This is a genomic window from Nostoc sp. KVJ20 (assembly GCF_001712795.1).
Taxonomy (GTDB): Bacteria; Cyanobacteriota; Cyanobacteriia; order Cyanobacteriales; family Nostocaceae; genus Nostoc.
On sequence record NZ_KV757568.1, the window covers coordinates 1 to 21,653 of the forward strand.

At 39.7% G+C, this 21,653-nt stretch carries 15 protein-coding genes; 5 read left to right on the forward strand and 10 right to left on the reverse strand.

Annotated features, from left to right (window positions below):
* Positions 1 to 452: 452 nt before the first annotated feature.
* Positions 453 to 968 (reverse strand): DUF192 domain-containing protein, encoded by a 516-nt coding sequence (locus tag A4S05_RS05440; RefSeq protein ID WP_069068816.1) that lies wholly within the window; start codon positions 966 to 968, stop codon positions 453 to 455.
* Positions 969 to 971: 3 nt separating this feature from the next.
* Positions 972 to 2,597 carry an ATP-binding protein gene (locus A4S05_RS05445; RefSeq protein WP_069068830.1) on the reverse strand — a complete coding sequence of 542 codons (1,626 nt, stop codon included), beginning with the start codon at positions 2,595 to 2,597 and terminating at the stop codon, positions 972 to 974.
* Between the two features lie 311 nt (positions 2,598 to 2,908).
* Here A4S05_RS05445 and A4S05_RS05450 point away from each other — a divergent pair, with 311 nt between their 5' ends.
* Entirely contained in the window at positions 2,909 to 3,583 is a 675-nt protein-coding gene (locus tag A4S05_RS05450; protein ID WP_084226989.1) for a hypothetical protein, read from the forward strand.
* 206 nt (positions 3,584 to 3,789) lie between these two features.
* Here the strand turns inward: A4S05_RS05450 and A4S05_RS05455 are convergent, their stop codons facing one another.
* The 4 genes from A4S05_RS05455 to A4S05_RS40045 all read right to left on the reverse strand — a co-directional run bounded on the left by A4S05_RS05455 (position 3,790) and on the right by A4S05_RS40045 (position 7,009).
* Entirely contained in the window at positions 3,790 to 4,329 is a 540-nt protein-coding gene (locus A4S05_RS05455) for a hypothetical protein (protein ID WP_069068817.1), read from the reverse strand.
* Between the two features lie 21 nt (positions 4,330 to 4,350).
* A complete protein-coding gene (locus A4S05_RS05460) occupies positions 4,351 to 4,899 on the reverse strand; it encodes a GNAT family N-acetyltransferase (protein WP_069068818.1) in 549 nt (182 codons plus the stop codon).
* 89 nt (positions 4,900 to 4,988) lie between these two features.
* Positions 4,989 to 5,684 (reverse strand): hypothetical protein, encoded by a 696-nt coding sequence (locus tag A4S05_RS05465; protein WP_069068819.1) that lies wholly within the window; start codon positions 5,682 to 5,684, stop codon positions 4,989 to 4,991.
* Between the two features lie 1,139 nt (positions 5,685 to 6,823).
* Entirely contained in the window at positions 6,824 to 7,009 is a 186-nt protein-coding gene (locus A4S05_RS40045; protein WP_141699650.1) for a hypothetical protein, read from the reverse strand.
* A 496-nt stretch (positions 7,010 to 7,505) separates the two neighbouring features.
* Here A4S05_RS40045 and A4S05_RS05475 point away from each other — a divergent pair, with 496 nt between their 5' ends.
* Positions 7,506 to 8,180, forward strand: coding sequence for a tyrosine-type recombinase/integrase (locus tag A4S05_RS05475; protein WP_370684399.1), 675 nt, complete (start codon positions 7,506 to 7,508; stop codon positions 8,178 to 8,180).
* Positions 8,181 to 8,354: 174 nt separating this feature from the next.
* On the opposite strand, the gene A4S05_RS05480 is transcribed toward A4S05_RS05475, so the two are convergent.
* Positions 8,355 to 11,876 carry a plasmid replication protein, CyRepA1 family gene (locus tag A4S05_RS05480; protein WP_069068821.1) on the reverse strand — a complete coding sequence of 1,174 codons (3,522 nt, stop codon included), beginning with the start codon at positions 11,874 to 11,876 and terminating at the stop codon, positions 8,355 to 8,357.
* A complete protein-coding gene (locus A4S05_RS41365; RefSeq protein WP_176726922.1) occupies positions 11,873 to 12,049 on the reverse strand; it encodes a hypothetical protein in 177 nt (58 codons plus the stop codon). The genes A4S05_RS05480 and A4S05_RS41365 overlap by 4 nt, the downstream gene beginning before the upstream one ends.
* Before the next feature lie 913 nt (positions 12,050 to 12,962).
* Here A4S05_RS41365 and A4S05_RS05485 point away from each other — a divergent pair.
* The 3 genes from A4S05_RS05485 to A4S05_RS05495 are packed head-to-tail and all read left to right on the forward strand — an operon-like array spanning position 12,963 to position 17,235.
* Entirely contained in the window at positions 12,963 to 14,408 is a 1,446-nt protein-coding gene (locus tag A4S05_RS05485) for a helix-turn-helix domain-containing protein (RefSeq protein ID WP_069068822.1), read from the forward strand.
* Positions 14,405 to 16,144, forward strand: coding sequence for a serine/threonine-protein kinase (locus tag A4S05_RS05490; RefSeq protein ID WP_084226990.1), 1,740 nt, complete (start codon positions 14,405 to 14,407; stop codon positions 16,142 to 16,144). Before A4S05_RS05485 ends, A4S05_RS05490 begins: the two co-directional genes overlap by 4 nt.
* Positions 16,145 to 16,203: 59 nt before the next feature.
* Complete coding sequence (locus A4S05_RS05495; RefSeq protein WP_069068823.1) at positions 16,204 to 17,235, forward strand: hypothetical protein; 1,032 nt, start codon at positions 16,204 to 16,206, stop codon at positions 17,233 to 17,235.
* Between the two features lie 143 nt (positions 17,236 to 17,378).
* On the opposite strand, the gene A4S05_RS05500 is transcribed toward A4S05_RS05495, so the two are convergent.
* Both A4S05_RS05500 and A4S05_RS05505 read right to left on the reverse strand, forming a co-directional pair.
* Positions 17,379 to 19,490 (reverse strand): CHAT domain-containing protein, encoded by a 2,112-nt coding sequence (locus tag A4S05_RS05500; protein ID WP_256090835.1) that lies wholly within the window; start codon positions 19,488 to 19,490, stop codon positions 17,379 to 17,381.
* A 383-nt stretch (positions 19,491 to 19,873) separates the two neighbouring features.
* On the reverse strand, positions 19,874 to 21,625 hold the full coding sequence (locus A4S05_RS05505; RefSeq protein WP_069068824.1) for a ShlB/FhaC/HecB family hemolysin secretion/activation protein: 1,752 nt from the start codon (positions 21,623 to 21,625) through the stop codon (positions 19,874 to 19,876).
* Between the last annotated feature and the right edge of the window lie 28 nt (positions 21,626 to 21,653).

Genomic DNA, 21,653 nt, shown 5'->3' on the forward strand with positions numbered 1-21,653 from the left:
TCAATCCACCTAAGAGGATGTTATGGACTGACATCGACACGATCATTGCCGCACCCGTCGCTCCCATTAGCACTAGTGTACTATTTGTTATCGTGCTGTTCTTTTTTTCTGAAGCCAGTACAGCAGCAGTATCGGTATTAACAAACCTTTCAGTCTCGTTGCCGTAAGTATGCATTTCGTTCTCCTAAAACGATACGCATATTATTCGGGTTTTCACCCACAAAACCTACAAACCAAAGTACTAAAAAAAACCGTACCTTTGCTTACATAGAATATTTAATACAATCTATTTTACAGTAAATCTAGCAAGTAGACTGCTTATATAGATGTTATAGCTGTTTATTATCAGTATTTAAAATTATATAGGTATACAATTTTATATTCATTGATGAAATTTAGAGAAATAAGCGCCAGATTGCCTATTGACTTTTTTCCCTTTGTTGGTTTTCTCATCAGTATGGAACCGATAACGGCTGGATGTTGAGCTTGTCGCCGACTTGAATTTTAACAGTACCAGAGGGCAGTTCTAAAACCTGAGTAGCAACACTACCCTTGTAAATTGGACAAGGATTTTTTGCACAGGGTGGAGCCTTGTAAATAACTGTCGTCACCACATTGTCTTTTATAAAAATGATGTCCAAAGGAATTTTAACCCCCTCCATCCAGAAGGGGACAGCTTTATACTCCTTGCCCAAATTAAACAACATCCCGCGATCGCTGGGCAAATGATTGCGAAACTTCAACCCCTTCTTTAATTCAACAGGTGTGGTGGCTACTTCCAACTTGAATGTGCGATTGTTGTAGGTGAGCATCTGCGTTATGGGTAAATGCTGGGGACGAGTTTGCAAGTAAGCGATAGTTGTTGAAGCGACAATAATTGATATTCCCGCAATTGGGCCAAGAATATTTAACAGTTTGTAAGCCGCAGCATATAAGTCGATGGTTGTGGGAATTTTGACTAATTGCATAATTTAACCAAAAATATTGACATTGCCGACACTATATACACTTGAGTCAAGGGGACTGGACGGTAAACCTTGTAAATCAGCTTTGTTTCGCATACCCTCAATCCGTTCAGCTTCCCGGATTGCCAGAGGATTCATATTATTTCTTGCTGACAATAATGCTTCAAGTCTAATTTCTAGCGGCGGCAGTTCACCCATAGGTGGAACATCGTCTGTGAACATCAGGCAAAAAGTAGAGATAGCCGCCCTTTCCACAATTGCTTGGATTTCCGCACCTACACAGCGATGGGTCGCTTTGAGCAGTCTACGCCATTCTTCATCACTGAACCCATCTCTATCACGGAACCGATAATCAAATCTGGCAAGGTGAATTTTAAAAATTGAGTGTCGCTCCCCATTATTGGGTAAATCCACCTTAAAAATGTCGTCAAATCTCCCGCTTCTGGTCAGTTCTGGTGGTAGCCATTCAATGTTGTTGGCAGAAGCAATAATTAATACATCACTAGTCCTTTCTTGCATCCAGGTTAACAGCATCCCCGCTAGTCTTCGTGATAAATCATCATCTCCCGCAAATCCCTTATCGAAGTCGTCAAAGTATAATATTATACGATTAATCCTATCTGCCAGTGCCAATAATTTTTTGAGTTTGTATTCCGCCATGTTGCCGTAACTGCGAAAGTTACCCCACTCTACGATCATTAATGGTATTCCCATCTGCTGGGAACAAGCTTTAGCTGAGTGAGATTTACCTGTGCCTGGTGGCCCGATTAATAACACTCCCTTGGGTAATCGCAAATTATAAGCTCTCGCCAGTGGTGAGAGCAGCCGCTTGTATTTCTTAAATGCTTCTTGCATCAGTTCTAAACCCCCGACTGCAATTGTCACTGGTTGCAAGAATTCTATGTTGTAAACTCGCTTAAGTAAGTTGATTTTGTAGGCAGACAGTTTTTTAACCAACTCTTGACCATGACTTTCACTATCTAGCCTACTCACGCTTTTGATCAGAAACTCAATATCTGCTATATACATCCCTACAGATGCTTGAGCTATTTCCTTGATTTCCTCTTCGCTTACCTCTGTGGAAAGTATTGATGCTAAGTAATCGCTGATTTCCTCCTCTGTTGGCAGTTGTTGAACTATTGTCGGCGCAAGTGCTGCAATGTCAGATGACAGGCTGGCATTTGACCCCAGTAATAGGGCTGTTTTGTTTGAACTGGTGTTATAAAGCTTTAAATTAATCAAGGCAGACTTGATCCACTCGCTAGTCAAAAAGAAATCAGGATCGCTTGTTCCTGTACCAATCCAGGGAAATATACCCTCTACTATCAAAATTCCTTCTAAGTGGGTAGTTTTCCAGAACCGCAAAATCTCAAAATAATCTTCTCGCCTATTTTTAGCGTTGGCTTGATATTCAGCTACTGGCAAAAGGTTTAAGTCTTGCCCATTGCAAAGCAACTGATGCAGATGGTCATCTTCCAGTGTCCACAAATAACAGTTAATATTCTGGTAAGCACACATCCTCGCCAGATTTGTTAAAAATCTAAGCCTCTCTTGCAGTGGAGATTCTACCGCAATCAAAGGATTGTTTAGTTTTATCAGCTCAAACACTTGCTCTATCAGCCCAGTATTCATCAGTTTTTTAGGTGAGTTCATCCAGATCATAAAAGTTGTGAAAAATTCTTTCTACAGATAAAAGTATTGAAAAATACAGTACTTTTACCTCTTGCTTTTTGAGTACAATATGCCATTCTTTCTTAATTTATCCGCATTGTCTGAGTGAGCAATTTTACTTAAATTCACTGCTATATGATCAGTAAACTGCAAGTTATATTAGTATTTAAATCTCAACTGTTTTTCATATTTACTATTTGCTATATCTATCCATAAATCAAGTAAATATATTTAATGAAATTGATTTTTAACCTTAATTAACTGCTAAAATAGTGACAAAAAATTATGCTGATTTGGGTGTTTTTATGATATTCAATCTTAACAAAAACCAGATTTATGCACTTGCTTTACTATTAAGCTTGGGAGTGTCTTCATGCCAATCACCAGAACAAAAAGCTGCTTATGCTCAAAAAGCAGTAGAAGCAGAGCGAGAGCAAAAGTTCAAACAGTTTGTCGAGAGTACGCCTGATTTATACAAAGTAACTTGGAAAGTTTGTGGGAATGCTGGCGTAGATTTAAATAGAAAAATAAATTTGGGCTGTGATGAAACTAAAGATATTCCTACTCAAGGTTTCCAGACACCCATTTATGTATGGGGCCCTGCTGGAGAAATAAAGTTTATCACTAAGCCTAGCTTCTTTGCTGATATTTCATCGGACTCAACTCTTTTTGTCAAATCTAGGGGATGTCTTGCATCAGGTACTGCTAAACAAGAGCAATTATATGTTGTCAGAGAATTTCCACTAAAGAAAGGCAGTAATCCTCAACCTAAAGATGCGAAAATAGAAATCGTGCCAAAACAGGAAAAAGAGAAGATATTGCGAGATGCTGTCGCAAATGCACAAATAGAAAATGCAACTCTTACAAATTTTGGTGTATCCTCCAATGGGCTAATTCCTACAGGGAAAGCTTGTCAATCATTTGATGAGTGGAAGAAAGGTAATTAGAAGAATTACTTTAGTGGTGTCTGGTCAGTTCTTTATGAGTGCCAAGTAATCGATTGAACAACTGAATTCGCAAGCCTCTGTACACACCCCTTCGCCGACGGTTCAGAAATAGTAATGTCGCAAACTTGCTTGTGAACTACTTCTTTTATGGTTTGCCAAGTAGTCCAACAAACCACTTCATGAACCTGATATTATTGTGATTATATTTACGCAGAAAGTTTTCCGGAAAAATCCACTTGAGACATAACTTGTGTGCGTATTGAATTCGCAGCCTTCTCTGCAATTTCTTCTCTATCAGAATCAGTAAGAACTACTGCAAGTAAGGATTTTAGAGCTTCTCGGTTAGATATAAACTCTTCATTGTATAAATCATCTTGCAACAAAGTAGCTTCCAAGTGAGGTATTAGCTCAGACGAAGGGGATAGCAACCGCTCTTTAATGCGTGCCCTTGCAGTTTCTGTTGCAGAAGTTGTACCTATACCTAAATCCCATGTTTCAATTATTAGCCTGACTTCGCGGTTGAGAGATACACGCAGCGTTGATAGGCGGCCAAATAAAGGAAGGTTGAGCATTAAAGGTGGTAATGCATTACCCCAATCCAAACCAGCGCCAATAGTGCAATTTGCTTCATCTTCGATGCAAACAGCCTCTTCGAGCCATCCTTCACCAAAAAGTAAATCTATAGCTTCTTGGGTTGTTATTGACTCGTTTGCCTCAAAATTATCCTTTTGCTGTTGATGATTCATAAATTTTTACCCGCTCGGACTTTATCTTCGTCTCAATACACCATACTCAAAGTAAACTAAATTCTCATATTCTTCTTCCGAACCGCAGTTCAACATGTTTTGTTTTTCGTAAAATCCTTCAGACCTTGGTAAGGAATGCAACCCAACTCTACCTTCATACCCTAACTCAACACTTCTAATTCTTGCGAAATTTAACAGTGCTTGACCAACACCTTTGAATTGAGGTGGGCGTTGAATCTCGATTCGGTTAATGGGGGCAGTGGCAATGCCATCAATATAAACTAACCTCTTACCAATATTCAACCGAGAACCGTGCATTTGTGTTTCTATTATCATCAATCCTTGAGTTTTGTTTTCGCACTCAACTGCGTAACCTTCAAGATTTTGTTGATTGCCAATATATCTTAATTTAAATATCCAGTCCCAGTATTTATCTTCTTGACTAAATAACCTTAATTTTTCGACCCACTCATTAACATAATCATCAACATGTCTTTGTTCTAAATCAACCAAATATGCTTCAACAGTTGTATTATCAAAACCCCTTTTTAATTCGATTTTTCGCTGCACCTAAAGCTCCTAATTGTCATTATCTGCAATCACTCTATTCGGCGGGCGAGTCAGTGTAAATTCCGAAATTCTTGAAAAGAATAAAATTACTAACTTACCGGATGATAAAATCCCGTATTTTCGTTAAATTCCCACCCAATACCGGATCTATCTTTGCCCTTACACCATGCTACAAAAAGCGGTGGGGGGAGTTTAATTCGCTCCTTGCGTACACTTTCTTCACTTACACCAAGCCTCTTGGCCAAACCTTCTTCAGTTAACGGTTGCATTCTGGGAGTATGCACTTTGAATGATGAATTATTGTAGTGCGATTTCTGTCCCCGCTTTTGTTGGTTGTTGAGATAGTCTTGAATTTTAATGATCGCCTCAGCCAACTGTGTCATTCGGGCATACATCTTCTCCACTTTTTGTTCTAAATTGGCGAGATTATCAATTGCTGTAGTTTGATTGCTATTAGATTCATTTGAAAACTCTGAATCGAGCTTATCAAGTCTTTCGCAAATAGCTCTTATCATTTCATTAGTCGGACTACTGTGATTTTTATTACTTTCCACTAAGTACTTCTCTACACTTGCCTTAATCTTTGAGTCTAGGCGTTCGTCTAAATCGTTACCACCTGTTGTATCAACCTTATCTTGGGAATCGCCTAAGTAGAGATCGATAAATTCGATCAGCGTGGCTGTTGCGGTCGTCCCTTTTGACTTACAACGGGCGATAAACTGCTCCCAAATCCTTTGGTCACAGTTGAAAGATGCCAGCTTTTTTTTACGCCCTGTATTGCTCATGTTCACGTGTCATCTAGGTAAACTGGGACTGGCCACGCTTATTAAATCGTGTAATTCATCATGATGAATTACCTTGATAGTATCATCGCCAAATGCCTCAGCGCATTCCTCAAGCAATGCCTTTTATGAAGAGATGTTACTGCCAACGGCTACCATTGGCGATCAAAAATTATCTCAGGCTTAAACGCTTGCAGGATTGCTTTATCTAATTTTTGCTCATCGAAACAGTGCTGAGTACTTAGTTAGATTGCTGAGTAAGAAAGCAATAATTGCATTCAGTATAGTAAGTCTGTACCCCTACGGGGATCTTGCTACGCATAGCGTCTCTAAAAGTTGCCCCTGCTTTTAAGCCCTGGTGTCCATTAAAGAATTAGTTGTCAGTTTTAAATAATTAGTGTCCAAACGCTCGATTTTTTAGCTCTGTGCAATTTAAATGATGGTCTAGCTCTGTAAATCCAGTTTTTTAAAATTAATGTCCCTTTCACTTACAACAAATGCCCTCATTATCTACTCAAGCTTTTCCAGTAAAATCGCGATCTGGCTTCTTGAGCGAGTTTCTGACACTATACTTTGGGTTAGGCTGATACTAAGCCTAAGCGATGGCGTACTCGCTCTTTTCGGTGGCGATCGCTGCTGAGAAAAGTTTGAGTTTTTGGGGAGCAAGTTTTACCCGTCCGTTTTTCCTTTTTTGAAGAATTTTTTATAGAGGAATTAAACCACTCTCAAAAAATAAACTTAAAATGACTCTATAGTTTTATAGCGATTAGATAGCGGGCTATTCCAATAAGCTTGATTTGGTATGAAAACAACAGAAGCAGGGAAGAATTTTGTACAAGTTTCTTAAAATAATCACCTTTGCCCGTTTTCTCTAACCCAAACCTACACCTGTAATATTTGTGTAGTTAACTGTTAAGAGTATGCTCTTTAATTTTTTATATCACTTATTAACTATAAAGCCATTTTTAGTTTATTTTTTTCACCTATCTTTAGGTTTTTCAATATAGGGGCATTGGCTATAGCCCAATGGCATGAAGAAAGGTAGTGGCTAGTAGTCTGCCAACCCAAAAATGCTGCGTGATGGCTGGGGGAAGGGGTAAGGGGTAAGGGATTTGAAACCTTTCCCCCTTCCCCTTTACCCTTTACCCCGCCAAGTTCACTTGGCGAACTACTAGGTAAACTGGGACGAAGAGTGATTGAGTCAACCGATCGCTCATCATGATAAAGGTGATTATCAGAAAAATGGGTTTAAAACCCCGTGTTTCCAGCACGGCTTTAAAGTAATGAGTAAGGAGTAATGAGTGGATGAAAAATGGGTATTTACTCATTACTTATTACTTATTACTCATTACTCCTTCTTAAGAGTGCGTTCACGGCGGTGAGGATGTCAATGCTTGTGCAGCACGAGCGATGGCAGTCCCAAATGGTAATCGGCTTTTTCTCCTGTGCGCTTAAATGGCAGGGGAATAGTACAGCATTAGTACACCGTTCTGGCTACAGGTGACGGGGGTATTCTGTTGCTGACCGAAGAGGCTTCGGAGCAGGGGTAGCAATCCCTGCCCCGAAGCCGTGAAGCGGAGCGGAACATGGGTATCAAGCCCCGCCCTTCCTCTCTCGTTCTCGATTGGTCGGAGTACAAGCTCTCTTCCAATCTTCCCCCCAGCTAAGAGCTCCCCGCTCCCCTGCCTCTTTTGACAAACTGCCACAATTTTCACTTTGTCCGTGAACAGGGAAAGGGAAACGGTAGAGAAACTAGTACACATTGCAGTACAGTTCCACACTTTTTTCACCGAAATAAATCCTGGGACGGGAGCATCGGCGATAATGATTAACTATCGGGGGTTCGGGGCTGTGAAAATTGACCGTCACGGGAAGGCAAAGGTTTTGTCGGCAGAAGAAATCCAGCGTCTGTTTACTTTGGGGTTAACCACAGAGCGAGACAGAACCCTAATAGGCGTGATGCTGTACACGGGTTGCCGCGTCAATGAAGCAGTTACCCTAAAAATTAAAGATGTTTATAACAGCAAGGGACGGATCAGAGCAGAGCTGATCATCCGTAAAGGGAATACAAAGGGAAAGTTAGCTACCCGCAGCATTCCGATTTTGTCAGAACTAAGGAACTTCTTAGCTACTTACAAACCGACAAACTCCCGTGACGGTTTTTTGTTTCCTGGTCGATGGGGGCGCGGTCACTTGCACTCAGAATATGCAAGCCTAATCTTCCGACAAGCTTGCGAACGTGCGGACATCGAAGGAGCAAGCACACACAGTTGCCGGAGAACCGCACTCACTTTCATGAGCAATGCCCAAATCCCTCTGAGAGTCATCCAAGAAATCAGTGGACATCGCAGCTTAGAGCAACTGCAAAATTATTTGGAGGTGGAACCATCCCAAGTCCGGGGTGCGATCGCGGCGTTGTCGATGCTATCACCGCCATCAATGAGCAGCAACAATCAAGACATGCGAAATGCGGATAACACGAAGTTATCAACGGAGTGATAGATCAGGAAATACCTCTTAGTTGATCTAGACAGGAATGAGAGTAAATAAAGGCTATAAGGATTTTCCCAAAAAGCCATTTACAATTCCATCGGCAGCACATCAAGCGATAGCCAATGATAAAAATGAGGCACAGATTGCTCTAGGTTACGTAGCTCATTTGCAGCGTAGGCTTTATCCCTCAATCGGCAATACCTCTTCACTTAGCAAGCTGTAAAATTCCGGGATTTGAGCCTCGACAAGTCGCAATTCACTCGCGGCGATCGCCTCAAGTTCCAGTACCGTCTCCCAGCGCAAATCACTCTGCCATCGCTTGAGGATGCCTTTAATTGCGTCCACTCCACAAGAAATGCCAGAGCGAAGTATTTCTACGCAGTGGAGTAGAGTAATGCGATCGGTCGGAGGCGACTCAAATTCGGTAGTATCCTCCCCTTGGCAATGGGAGTTCCCTATAGCATCAGGGGGGGGTGTGGATACGGGCTGCTGATTAGGGCTTACACTATACGCAGCAGGGTTTTGAGCAGCGTAATAGGTTCGATTTTCTTTTTGATTACGCTTTTCCACGCGATGAGCAATTACATGCATTGCAAATTCTAATTCCTCTTTAGATAAAGAAAAAAGTTTCACCTGTTGACCGCGCTTGCCCTGCTTGCGGAAAGTCAGCTTTAGCCCCAGCTGTTCTACTAAAGTGGCCAGCAACCAAATAGGTTTACAGTCTAGGGGAATAGTAAACCCAAGAATTGCTTTGACGTGAGCAGCACAATGTATAGCGATCTCCGTCATCTTGAGTAAGGTGGGGTCATCGGCAGTAACTTCATCACCCTTCATTAAAGAAGCGAGAATTTGATGCAGCCCCAGGTTAAATCTAGCCAGCCACCGTGCGGAATAATTGCCCCAGTCGATGCACAAAGGTAGATTGTCGCGCTCGGTGCGGTCTTTTTGGGTGACAATTGTTGGTGGGGTAGGATAAGTTTGCCCAGTTTTGGGGTCAGTAAACGATTCTTCGGGTGGGGCTAAAATGGCTTCAAGTCCAGCTAGGGCTCTAATTAAGCGACCACCTTTATCCATTTCTACGAGTGATTCGGTTACTTCGATGCCGTAAGAATCAGAAATGCGGAATTTTTCGCATTCAAAAATTTCATTAGGGTCAAGGTAATCTTTGCTTTGACGGGCACGGTACTCGCTCAAAGTAATATTCTTGGCCTTGGCAACAGCCGAATTGTGGGCACTATCCAAAGCTTGTGCTGCTGCTTTTAGACTTTCAAGAGATTGCTCATCATCATCACTGCCCACATATATAAATGTATTGCCCATTTCTGTGAGAAGCGATCGCAAGTCATCACGCAAATTATTGAGAGAATAGTGGCGGTTAGCCATAATTTGACAGTAAGCCTCAAGCGCCCAATCTTTCTCCGCCCCCCGCTTACCCGTTTCTCTGTCAATCCGCAACAGAAAAGCGGTCATTTCATTGGTTTGGAGCAAGCGCTCTTTAATCTTGGATGCGTTTGTATCCTTGTAACCAAAGGGGGGACGCGGGGCCACCCAAATATGAAACGGGACTTTTGGACGATAACGGTAAAGCTGTTGGGCACACTCAGTAGCAGTTTGGGAAACGCCGTGAAACACACCGAACACTAAATCAAAATGATACTCCGAAATATCGACACCAGTACCGAGACTGGGAGAGGTGAACAAGGCATCAAAGTTTTTGACGGCGTTGGTGATATCTTTGATGAAAGCGACATTCTCATCACTGCCAGAATTATCTGAATGAACAGACCAGATACGCCATGAAGTCCTACGGACTGGGCAAGGGGTAAGGGGTAAGGGGGAAAGGGTGGAGGAATCTGTTAATTCTTCCTTTACCCCTTCCCCTTTCCCCTTTACCCCTTCTCCTGCCTTTTCGTACTTGATAGTAAAGGATTTGTCGAGTTTTTTGATAAAACGCTTACTGTCACTTGCAACCATAACTTTCTCACCAAGCATCAGCGCTGCCGAGATTTGGGCGACTATGGCGCTTGAATTATCCCCCTCGTACCAATAAATTGTGCGTGAACCGTTTCGCCACTCGTTTTTAATGATGTAAGGTACTTCACCTTTTGGTCGCATTGCAAGAAAGAAGTTTACCGTTAAATCATCCATGTGTGCATCGGCAATCACCACTAACGGTGCGTTGTATACTATATATTCCAGTACTTCTAGGATTGCTGCACGGTGCTGTTTGCAAGTATTACTGTGCAGCAGGTGGGTAAGGTATTGGCAGGCTTCATCTATAAATATGCAGCCGTAGGTGAGAGACTGGGTATTCAGCTTATGCAAGCTGTCAATAGTAATACTAAGGGCTTGGGCCTGGGCTAAACCTGTGTAACCCAAGTCTGAATACATCGCCGTCCGCAAACGTTCGGCAAGATTTTTCAACAAGTTAACCCGATGTCCATTGTTGAGGAACCGCGCATCAGGATTTTGGTCACGCCACCAGCGCATAAGTTCAGTTTTGCCAGTACCCATGTCGCTCCAGAGTACGACCAGTCCTGATTTTGGGAAATTGAAGCTAGGGGATTTCTTCGATTTGGATGAATCAACTCCGCCAGAATCCGTAGACTCCTTCTTTCTTTGATGTCCTTTTATAGATGGCGTGAAAAGTTGTTCCTTTTCAAGCTCATAAAGCTCAGGCAGATTGCATTTTTCTTCAAGTTCAGGAATGCACAAAGCCTCAGAGAGATACTTGACATTAACGGTGACATCTGGTTTGTATTTGCTAAGTCCCCATTTCTTAGCCCGATATGAGCGCTGGTAATCTTTTAGTGATTTAGCATCATCGATGATTGCGGTCAGTAGAGCGTTAGTATCTTCACCCCTGGCTACCACAAAATCATCAACACCTTTCTCTGGGCCTGGTAACAGCGCAACTTCACATTCACAACCTACTGCCTCAATCGCTTTGGCAGTGCGAACAGTGGCTTGAAACACCGACCACCTGGTTTTAGAAGAAGTTTCGTAGTCAAAAAGAATTATGAACTTGCGCCCCGCCTGAGCCATTGGTACTAAGTCAGGATGCAACCGTTCATCAAAATCCTGTTTGCCCACGCGCCCGTTCCAAATTCCCGGAAGTGCGATCGCTACAAACCCTAAACTCAGCAAGCAGGCCGCTTTTTTTTCGCCCTCGCATAAGATAACCGGAATCTCTGGATGTTGCTTTACCCACTCCCAAAATATTAGTGGATTGAGTTGATCCAGTAAGCGCAATGCTAAAAGTGAATGATAGCGCTTAATTAAATAACGCTTTGCAACTTTGTCCCAGATGGGGTTAGCGACATCAAAGTAGGTAACGCGGTTGGGGGTTTTGGGGGGCGACTCGTATTTGACGGGTTTCCCTTTTTGCCAATCAATACGAGGAAAGTTGGGCTTGATCCTTCCCCACTCCATTGGTTGCCAGTTCTTGAATGGGTCAAGTGATTGAATCCACGTCCCACCCAACAGCAAATGCTGATACAGCTTTAAGTATCCATCTGTTACCCGACCCGCATTCTTACGTGGGATTTTATCAGATATGAACAGGAAATCATAAACTGATTCTCCCTCTACATGGAAAAAGTTGCGCTTAATCAACGCCGGATGAATGGCGCTACCAGCTAACAACTCATGGTATTCCGCTGCCGTGAGATTGTTTGGATATTCAGTTGAAGAGGCATTCATCGGTTCTCCCCTCGGAATTCCTTAGAGAGAACTCTTTCAAGCTGCGAAACCCTTGCTCTAGCCTGGATATTCCGAAAATTTCCCTTCGTCACAGCACAAAATTGCCGTGCGAAAGCTGCACTCGACCCCATGCGCTCAACTACAGCGCTCTTGGGGCGTTCTTTGTTTGTCATGATATTTTCCCCTGATAACTTGGTTGACAAGCTCAAAGGGGGCTGTATCAGTTAACAGTCAATTGTTGACAGTTATCAATGACTGTAAATTCCAACTGGTAACTGGTAACTGGTAACTGGTAACTGTTATTCGCGCTGCTGCTTTTTGCTATAAAATTCGCAATTTTTCTTCATCAAACTTAACTTTACAAAAAATTTATGAATTTCGACAGGCAAAACACACCGCAAGGAATGGACTTTCCAAGCGGCAGATCCTATAATGGATCTGGTAGCGCGGATTATACTCTCGGACAAATTTAGCAGTCGTCTTGGTCGCCAAACTTCAACGACAATTTCTTTTGTTCCTTCGAGATCAACCCCGCTCTTTTAAACGATGAATTTTACAAAAAGACAAAGCGCCTACTCCTTAGTGGCGCTTTGTGCTTTAGGCTTTTTGATGGTTTCATATTTTCCTCCATGTTTTGCTCCAATTAGCTTGATTTTACAGAAGTTCTAGTCGCTTGGTATCGACGCTATCTTCTTTTTTGGTTTTGAGTTTTCAATATCTCCCTAGTCTATAAGTGTTTTTGGAGTATATAAGGACTTGTGATAACCTTACATAATGTTTAATAGAAAGAGACTTTCGCTCAGACGGTACTTACCGCAGATTTTGCCTCTACTATTACTTCCAAAATTTGCACCTGAGCCTCTGCCTCCTTGAGTTTTTGTACTTAAAGCTCAATTGTAGCTTAAGTGACACTTCTAGACAGCGTGTTATTATTTATGCAATGTAGCACTCTAAACTTATATCCTGTAAAAGGTAATGATAGCAAGTAGCTTTTTATTAAAAATTGTAAAAAAGCTATATAAAAGTTTTAGGTGAAATTTGAATAGGTATTATGGTAATGCTAATAACGTACTATTGTAGGTAAGTATGTCTTCAAATAAAAATTTAGACCTAGAAGCAGTACTAGAGATTTTGGAAGAGCGGGTGCTTCAGCATACCGGAAGATATTTGTTGCCCTCTGAAATGGTTTTAATCAAAGGGTCTTGGGATGGTAAAGACTATAAGGAGATAGCAAACGATTCGGGGTATAATGTGCATTATTTGCAGACTGGTGTAGGTACTCCTTTGTGGACAATGCTTACAGAAGTTGTTGGAGAGGGAGTGCAAGTAAAAAAATTAACTTTAAGAAATATTTTGCTTAAACTAGCAAAAAAAGAATACTTGAAAAAGCTAGAAGCGTCATACCAAAATGTTGATCGTTTAATAGGCACAACTAGATTGTATGGGGAATTTCCAAAAATAACATCCTTTTATGGACGACAATATGAGATAAGTATTTTAAAAAGGGAAGTCAATATTTTTAAAAAAAGGTGTATATCATTAATTGGAATTGCTGGAATTGGGAAAAGTATACTAGCGTCAAAGTTAATCGAAGAAATACTATTAGAAGATTCAAAGAATTACGAATATGTTATTTGGAAAAGAATAAACCGTTCTTCAACAATTGATAATTTAGTTACTGATTTAATTAATACTTTTAATATAGAACAAGCAGAATATATAACTCTTCAGACCAAGCTATCTTTATTGTTAAATCATTTGCAATTACATCGTTGTCTATTGGTATTAGATGGTTTTGAAGCCATAGCGCCAGTAAATATTTTTGAAAAAAGATTAGAATACGAAGATTTTTTTGTTGGAATCACACAAGAAAAACATCAGAGTTGTGTAATTGTAACAAGCCAAGTGCCTTTAAAAGAAATTGCTTATGTGAATGTAAACTCATCTATTGTATCTATTCAAATAGAAGGTTTAGAAGAAGATGCAGCAATCCAGTTAATGCGTGGAAAGGGCATAGCTGGAGAAAAATGTAAAGAATTGATTGAAACATATCGTGGGAATCCGTCAGAACTAGAGGCTGTTTCTGAGCGAATAAATCGCATTTTTGGGGGAAGCTTAGAAAAATTTTTCGATTATAGGACTACTGTAATTGGCCCGCGAGTTGAGGCGATGTTAAATCTCCAATTTGGACAAAATGGGCTTTTAACTGATCTTCAAAAGCAAGTAATGGTTTACTTAGCTGAGGAGATGGCAAAAAGTTCTGTTTTAATCCCTTTCTCAAAGCTTATTAATGATTTAAAAGAGCGATTAAAATTAGAAGAAATGTCAATTTCAAAGGTAATATCAGCTTTGGAAGTTTTAGAGCAACGCTCGTTAATTGAAGCCAGTAAGAAATCAAGTAAGCATGAACTCAGCTATGGTATGGAACCAGTTATTAAGAAATATATCTTAGTAGATCCATACGGTTTAGTATATAAATCATCAAATAAGAAAGAATTAACCAGTTATGTACAGGGGCAAAACTCTCCGTGAGCTACTGTATAAATCCCTTGTGTAGTAGGCGGCATAATCCTGAAGATACTGAAAATTGTTTAGCTTGTGGTAATCCTTTACTAATAGATGGGCGCATTCGTTTACTGCGCCCATTGCGTTCTTTGGATGAAGATCCATCTGCCTATACAGATGTTTTTGAGGTTGAAGATGTTGAGCCGTCATGGGGGACAAAATCTAGAATCAGAGTATTGAAAGTACTTAGGTGGAGCGATCCTAAATTAGTTCGCCTGATTCAGAGAGAATCACTTATATTACAGACGTTATATCATCCAGGAGTTCCTAAGTGTGGTGTGGATGACTATTTCACTTTTACACTGAAGGACGGTCGTCTAGTATTGCACTGTTTAATAATGGAAAAAATTGAAGGAGAAAATTTACAACAGTGGTTAAAATCTTATGAAAGAATTTCTCAAAAAGTAGCAATGAATTGGTTAGCACAACTAGTTGATATTCTTGAATCTGTACACCGCTCCGGCTTTTTTCATAGAGATATTAAACCAGAAAATATTATTCATCAACCTGATGGTCAACTGGCACTTGTTGATTTTGGAGCAGCCAGACAGATTACCACAACATATTTAGCAAAAGTTGGTGCTAGTGGAGTAAATAAAAGAACACGCTTCAGTAGTGGATATGAAGTAACAGTTGTTAGAACGATTCGATTTTCTCCACTTGAACAACTTAACGGTCAAGCATTGCCTCAATCAGATTTTTATGCTTTGGGGCGAACTTTTGTGAATTTGTTAACAGGGATATCACTATTGGAATTACCAATAGATCAAAACACAGGAAGACTAATCTGGAGAGATAAAGCACCACATATTGATAAGCCTCTTGCTGATTTACTTGATGACATGATGGCTCCTTTTCCAGGACAACGCCCACAGACAACTCAAGTAATATTGGAACGTTTGCAGCGTTTACCATTTAAATTAAAACTTAATCGTTTTTTGATCTCAAATATATTTAAATGCTTTTTGACAGGCTTATTAATAGTGATTATTAATAGTAGTTATAGACAAATTAATCTTGCTTTATCAGGTTACTATTTTAATCAAGCTGGACATTATATGAATGAACCTGAAATAGCTAAAAAATATTATGAGTTAGCATTAATTTACAATCCACAAGATGATGAAATATATAATAACTTGGCAGTAGCTTGCCAGGTAACTCAGGACTTAAACTGTGCAATTGAAAACTACCAAAAAGCTTTCAACCTTAAGCCTAATGCTTGGGAACTGCATTATAATCTAGGCAATTTTTACGATGAACAAGGTCAATATGACCAAGCAGAGCAGCAATACAAGTTATCGATTAAGTACGGCAAGAATCAACCGATGAATGCTGTCAATAATTTATCACGTCTCAAAAATATACAAGAAAAATACTCTGAGGCAGCACAACTAGCACTTGAAGGATTGAAAGGCACTTCAGATCCAGTATGGCAAGCAGCCTTGTACAAAAATTTAGGCTGGGCAAGATTCAAACAACAGCGTTATGCAGAGGCCAAAGATTACTTGCAGAAATCGGTGAATTTAGATTCTCGAAGAGTAGATGCTCACTGCTTGCTAGCAAAAACACAAGAAGCGTTAGGTGACTTGGATAATGCTAGGACACATTGGGAAGTTTGCTTAATATCAAATAATTCTGGTCTACCAGAAATCTCAGAATGGAAACAACAAATTCTACAGCGCATTTTTCCAACAAATTGACTAAGGTGCGTCAATTTCGATAAGCTATCAAATAGATAGCAAATTACTAAATAATAGGAATGCTGATTGTACCAAAGTCAACAGCCAAAAGAAAAAAAGTTTCAAACTCTCAATTCGTAGCCATTGCATTAATACTGTTGTTTTCAAGCTTTAGCAGTGCAGGGGGACAAGCTCAATCAGTCGGTAGAAGCGATTCACATGAGCGAGACTGTGAAGTTGTAGCAAAAGTTATTAGTGGCGATATCAATTGGACACCCCAGAGTAAGCTTTGTAAAGATGACAAAATTCATCCAGTTCGTGGGCGTAAGGTTGAGATTTTTTGTTATTCACATGGAAAGCTTTTATACCTCACAGATAGTACTGTAAGTGAACATTGTTTACCGATTTCTCAGCGCAGATTTGAGAATTGTACTTTGAAAAATGGGTATACCTGTGTTACACCTAAAGGGCCAGAGGAAGATGAAAATATACCTACATTAATCACTCCCTATGGTGTCGTCATTTTAAATACCAATCCGATACTATCTTGGTCTGCCACTCCTTCAGCTACTAGCTATATGGTGCAAATCGAAGGCAAAGGAGTTAACTGGTCAGTTGAGGTTAAGGCAACTCAACTGCCATACCCGAAAGATCAGCCAGTTATGGAGTCGGGGAATGTTTACAATGTAAACGTCATTGCTAATCGTGGAGATGAGCCTATTGCTGCTAGTGCCTCCATTCTTTTGATAGTCCCTACTGATAAGGCACGAGAGATAGCGACGACAATCAATCGTCTTCAAAGTCTCAATCAGTTCCAAGATGAATTGGCTATTGATGTAGATAGTGTATATGAAGCAGAGAACTTGGTGAACGAATCGATTCTGGTGTTAAAGGCAAGAGCCGAAGCAGGTAGTAAAAATCCCACTATCTATCGATTATTAGGCGATCGCTACCTAGAGGCATACTTGCCATCTGCGGCCATATCTGCATATGCAACTGCAAGCAAATTAGCTCGAAAAGAGAATAATGCTGATGAATTAGTCAAAGCAGAAGCAGGAGCGAAAATTGCAGATCAGAGCCAGAAAAGACTAGAAAGAGTAAGGGGTAGTTAGATTTTACCAGTGCTGACTCGTTGCAGACGACATCATAAATTGTTGCACAGTGCTTTGTCAGTGGGACGATAACTGTCACTTAATTGGAAGTTAAATCGTATCTTGGCGGCAAACTTATGCTTCCACTGACAATGCTTTTTGGCTTAGTTGCCAACAAGAATAAAGCCAGCCCAGTAATAGGGATGGAAGTATTTTTCACTAGATAACAAACTCAGTTTTGCAAGTCTTAGTGCTTCTGGTAACACAAGTCCATTTTTCAATCCTTTGTAGAACTCCTCCATCAATAGAGCAGTAGAATCAGCATCGACTAGCCACAAACTAGCTAATGTACTGCGTGCTCCGGCTTGTACAGCTATTCCAGCAATTCCAAGGGCAGAGCGTTTATCGCCTTTTGCAGTTTGACAAGCACTTAAAACAAGTAAATTAATTGTGTCGCCTTCATTTTTGAGCAAAAAGTTCAATTCTTTGATATTTAAAGGTTTGTCCCAAGTCAAGATAAAGGTTTGTTCAGGGTCAGAACTGAATTGAGCGTGAGTACTCAAATGCACTAAAGAAAATGAATTTTTTTCAATTTTTTGTTGAAAGTTGCGACTATTAAAATCACTATCAATTAAAGTTAAAACAGAAGTAGTACTTTTTTTGATATTTTCGATTTCTGTTTTGACTTCTGGTAAAGCTGGTAAATTTTTAGGAACTGAGGGATCGTTAAGACTAGGACTAGGTTGAGAAATACCAGCAATTAAAATATTAGAACTTTTGAATTTAGCCGAATGATTGTGCAATTGTTGAAAGCTGGAAGCTGTTACAATACTATAGGAATCAGTCAAATATTTTTTTCCATCATGTAACATATCAATAGGTAAATTCTGGAAATAACTATCTAGAACAAATCCTAAACTTCCTGAATTAGGAAGATGCTGCTTAATCGGATAAAATAAGAGGTTATAAAGAGTTTGAGAATAAATAAAATAGTTAACACCTTCAGTTCTAATAAATTGCTCTTTTTGAACAATTTTAAGTAAATTATCAATTGGGCCAGCTATTTGGTTGAAGTCTACCGTGTGGCGATAAAATTTTTGTGGTGTTCTAACAACTACTTCTACTTGATCTTTCAACTTAATTAAATAAATAATTGGAAATAATTCTTGTGGAGTTTGTTCATTTCTTAAAGAAGATAAATTCAATCTACCACATTGTAAAAAATTCTCTATTTCAGCGAGTCTTAACTTCTCTTGAATTTCAACTGCTCGTTTTGATTTTACCTCATCCTGGGAAAACAATAACTCCATATATTCATGGTAAATAGGTTCAACTTTATCCTTGAAATTAAACTGAATTTCCGGGTTTACCCCTAGAAAATCACCTCGAACTTGATCAAGACTGTTAATAGCAGATTCATATACTTGATTGGCTTTATCAACTTTTCCTAAGAATCGATATAAACGTCCTAATTGCCATTGCCACTCATAAGCAATATCCCAAGCTTGCACTGATTGAGCTAGTCCCATAGCTTTTTCAAAATATTGTGTTGCTTCAAGTGTTTTACCTAAAGAGTTGTAGATGGTAGCAATTGTTCCTAATGCATAAGATTCGGCTCGGTTATTATTCAACTTTTTGGCTAAAGTGTTAGCTTTATTTGCTAATAGTAATGAAATTGATAACGGATTATCTTTCCTGGAGAAAACAACTTGCTTCAACTGGATATATTCGTCAATTTGTACTAAACTCTGAGCGATATTAAGTTGAGCATAGATAGATTCGATTGCAGGAAATGATTCAAATATTTCCGGGTGACTTAATAAGTTATTAACTAATGTTTGAATATGTTCATTTATAGTTGGATTTTCTAAACTTACTATGTTCTTCCACTTTTTTATCTCTAAAATTAAACTTAACTGGTTGATTTTTGCTTGCAGTGGAAGTACATTTTGTTTTCTGCCTGCTAACTCTTGATAAAATTTTAGAGCATTTTGAACTTTTGATTGAGCTAATTTAAGTGCTTTCTGTTTAGTAAATACATCATCACTTAGCTGATATTTACCTTTTGCTTGAATGTAAAGGGCACGTTCTGTATTACCTAAACTCAATAAAATTTGATTATAAATATCTAATTCTTTTAAATCTAGAGTTTTAGCCATTGCCATAGCATTGAATAATATAATCGAAGATGCTTCTGGATTACCAATCAGCCGCAGCACATCACCTAGATTGCGGAGTCCAATAACTCTGATTCTTGAAAATAGCTGTTTTTCCAAAGCAAACTTTAACGTCTCTAGATAGGCTTGTTGAGAAAATTCCCGTAATTCAATCGGGCTAGAGCAAATCCAATCCTCTAGCTCTAGAGTCTTGCTTAGAGTTTGACAAGCACTAAGATATGAACCACTGGCTTGTAGTGCTAAAGTTTGATTAATTAAGCTACCAGTAATGCCATCAGAATCTTTTAATTTATAGTAAATATTGTAAGCTGTTTTCCATGTTTGTAGTGCGGCTTGAGGCTGTCCTTTATTTAACTCTTCAAATCCTTGTTGATTGAGAAGTTGTGCTTGAGACAGTTCTAAATTTGCAGAAGTTTGGGATTTTGCTTGGACTTGAGATAAAACTATCACTATCGTTAAACATAGTCCCAAGATTAGATACTTTAAATAAGTCGGTAATTGATAGAAAAATAAAATCCGTTTTCTTGCCATGTTTCTAAATTTGAGTTAGTGTCAGCAGGGATCAAAGGAACACCCCAATCAAGACGAGCATTAAGGCGAGCTTCTAACTGGTACTGTATACCAAGCCCGATAGATGCCAGTGTTCCTGTAAATACTGTTATTCCAGTATCTTTAGCAGTAATATTATTCCAGGAAGTTCCCACATCAAAAAAGGGAATGATCTGTAATTGTTCAGTGTCTGTTCTCCAAGCGGGAATACGTGCTTCAATTGATAGTAAAGCTCCGTTATCAGACAAAAATGTATCCTGTCTGTAACCCCTGACCGAATTTATACCACCATTAGCAAATTGTTCTAATGGTACAACAGGGCGAGAAGCTAGCTGAATATCTGCTCTGACAACCAAGGATGTACCATTTGCTGCTAAACGCTGTAGCCATGAAGCTTGTCCTCGCCAAGAGAAGAAACGACTGTCAGGAGCGGAATTGTTAACTGTGGCATCAATTGCACCAACTCCCAAATTGAACTGGGAGCGTGCCAATAATGCTCCTTGTCTTGTGCGTTGTGTCCATTCTTGAAAAAATCTGAGAGCGGAAATTCGCGTTCGCCCTTTAGAATCTGCGCCAGCACTTAAAGGAAAAGGAGTGTTGAGTAATGATGACTCACTCTCCAGTCGGGAAGCTGTCAATCCTAAAGCAAATTCTTGAGTTGAATTAGATCTGGCTTGTCGTAGTATTGGCTGACGCAAAGTCACTTCGTAAGCACGAGCATCAGAAAGAATATCTAGTCTGCTAAAAGGGCGCTCAATAACATTGGCAGAAGAATTTGCATAAAAAAACTGCACAGTCCCGTTTTGAGGATTGAGAGGAATAGAATAATCAGCTGTTAGAGTATTACTGCCGTCAGTGTTTCTATACCCCAAACTCAAGCGATCTCCTAGTCCCAAGAGGTTAGCATTGCTTAATTCAACTCGTCTCTGAAAACTGCCAATGGCAGGTGAGCGAGAGTTATCTAAGAAAGCTTCAATTCTAAAGGATTGACGTGCTTGGACTGTAACGTTTAAAACAGAAGCACTTGATTGAGAGCCTTTATCTATAACTGTAGAAATTTTCTCAATTAAAGGATCTGTTTGCAATAGTTGCAAAGCTGTCAGCAAATGTTTGCTATTAAATACTTCAGTTGTGTTTGTCTGTAAGCGTTCACGAATATAATTTTGTAATCGTGCGCTACCCATAACATTAATTTTCTCTAACTTGCCTTCAATAATTTGTATAGTGACTACTCCTCCACTGGCTGTAATCGCTTGATTTTCTTTAACAGGAAAGAAGGCTCCAGAAGTTAAATATCCTTGTTCAGTGTACAGCCTCGTGACTGCTGTACGAGCTTCGAGCAATTCTGCAAATGTAATTTCTCTGCCTGTATAAGAAGCAACTACTGATTCTAGTTGTTGAGTTGATAAGACAGTATTACCTTTGAATATAAACCTTTCAATTTTAATTTTTTCTCGGTTTATTTTGGTAATTTCAGGCATAGGCACTGAAGCAGGAGGTATTTGCAGTTCTTCTCTTCTTTCTATTGGATAAGGAGCTTGTGGACTTTGAGGAATCGTTGGTATTTGCTGTGTAAAGAGTCTTGAAGGCGCCGTTTCTGCTAAAAGCGGGTTAGTTGTTGATATCAGAATTGCTAGAAAAAAAGTTGCCCCGAACACATTTAAGTATCGATATTTGGACGACATAGCATTTTCTTAATATAGAAGCAACTTT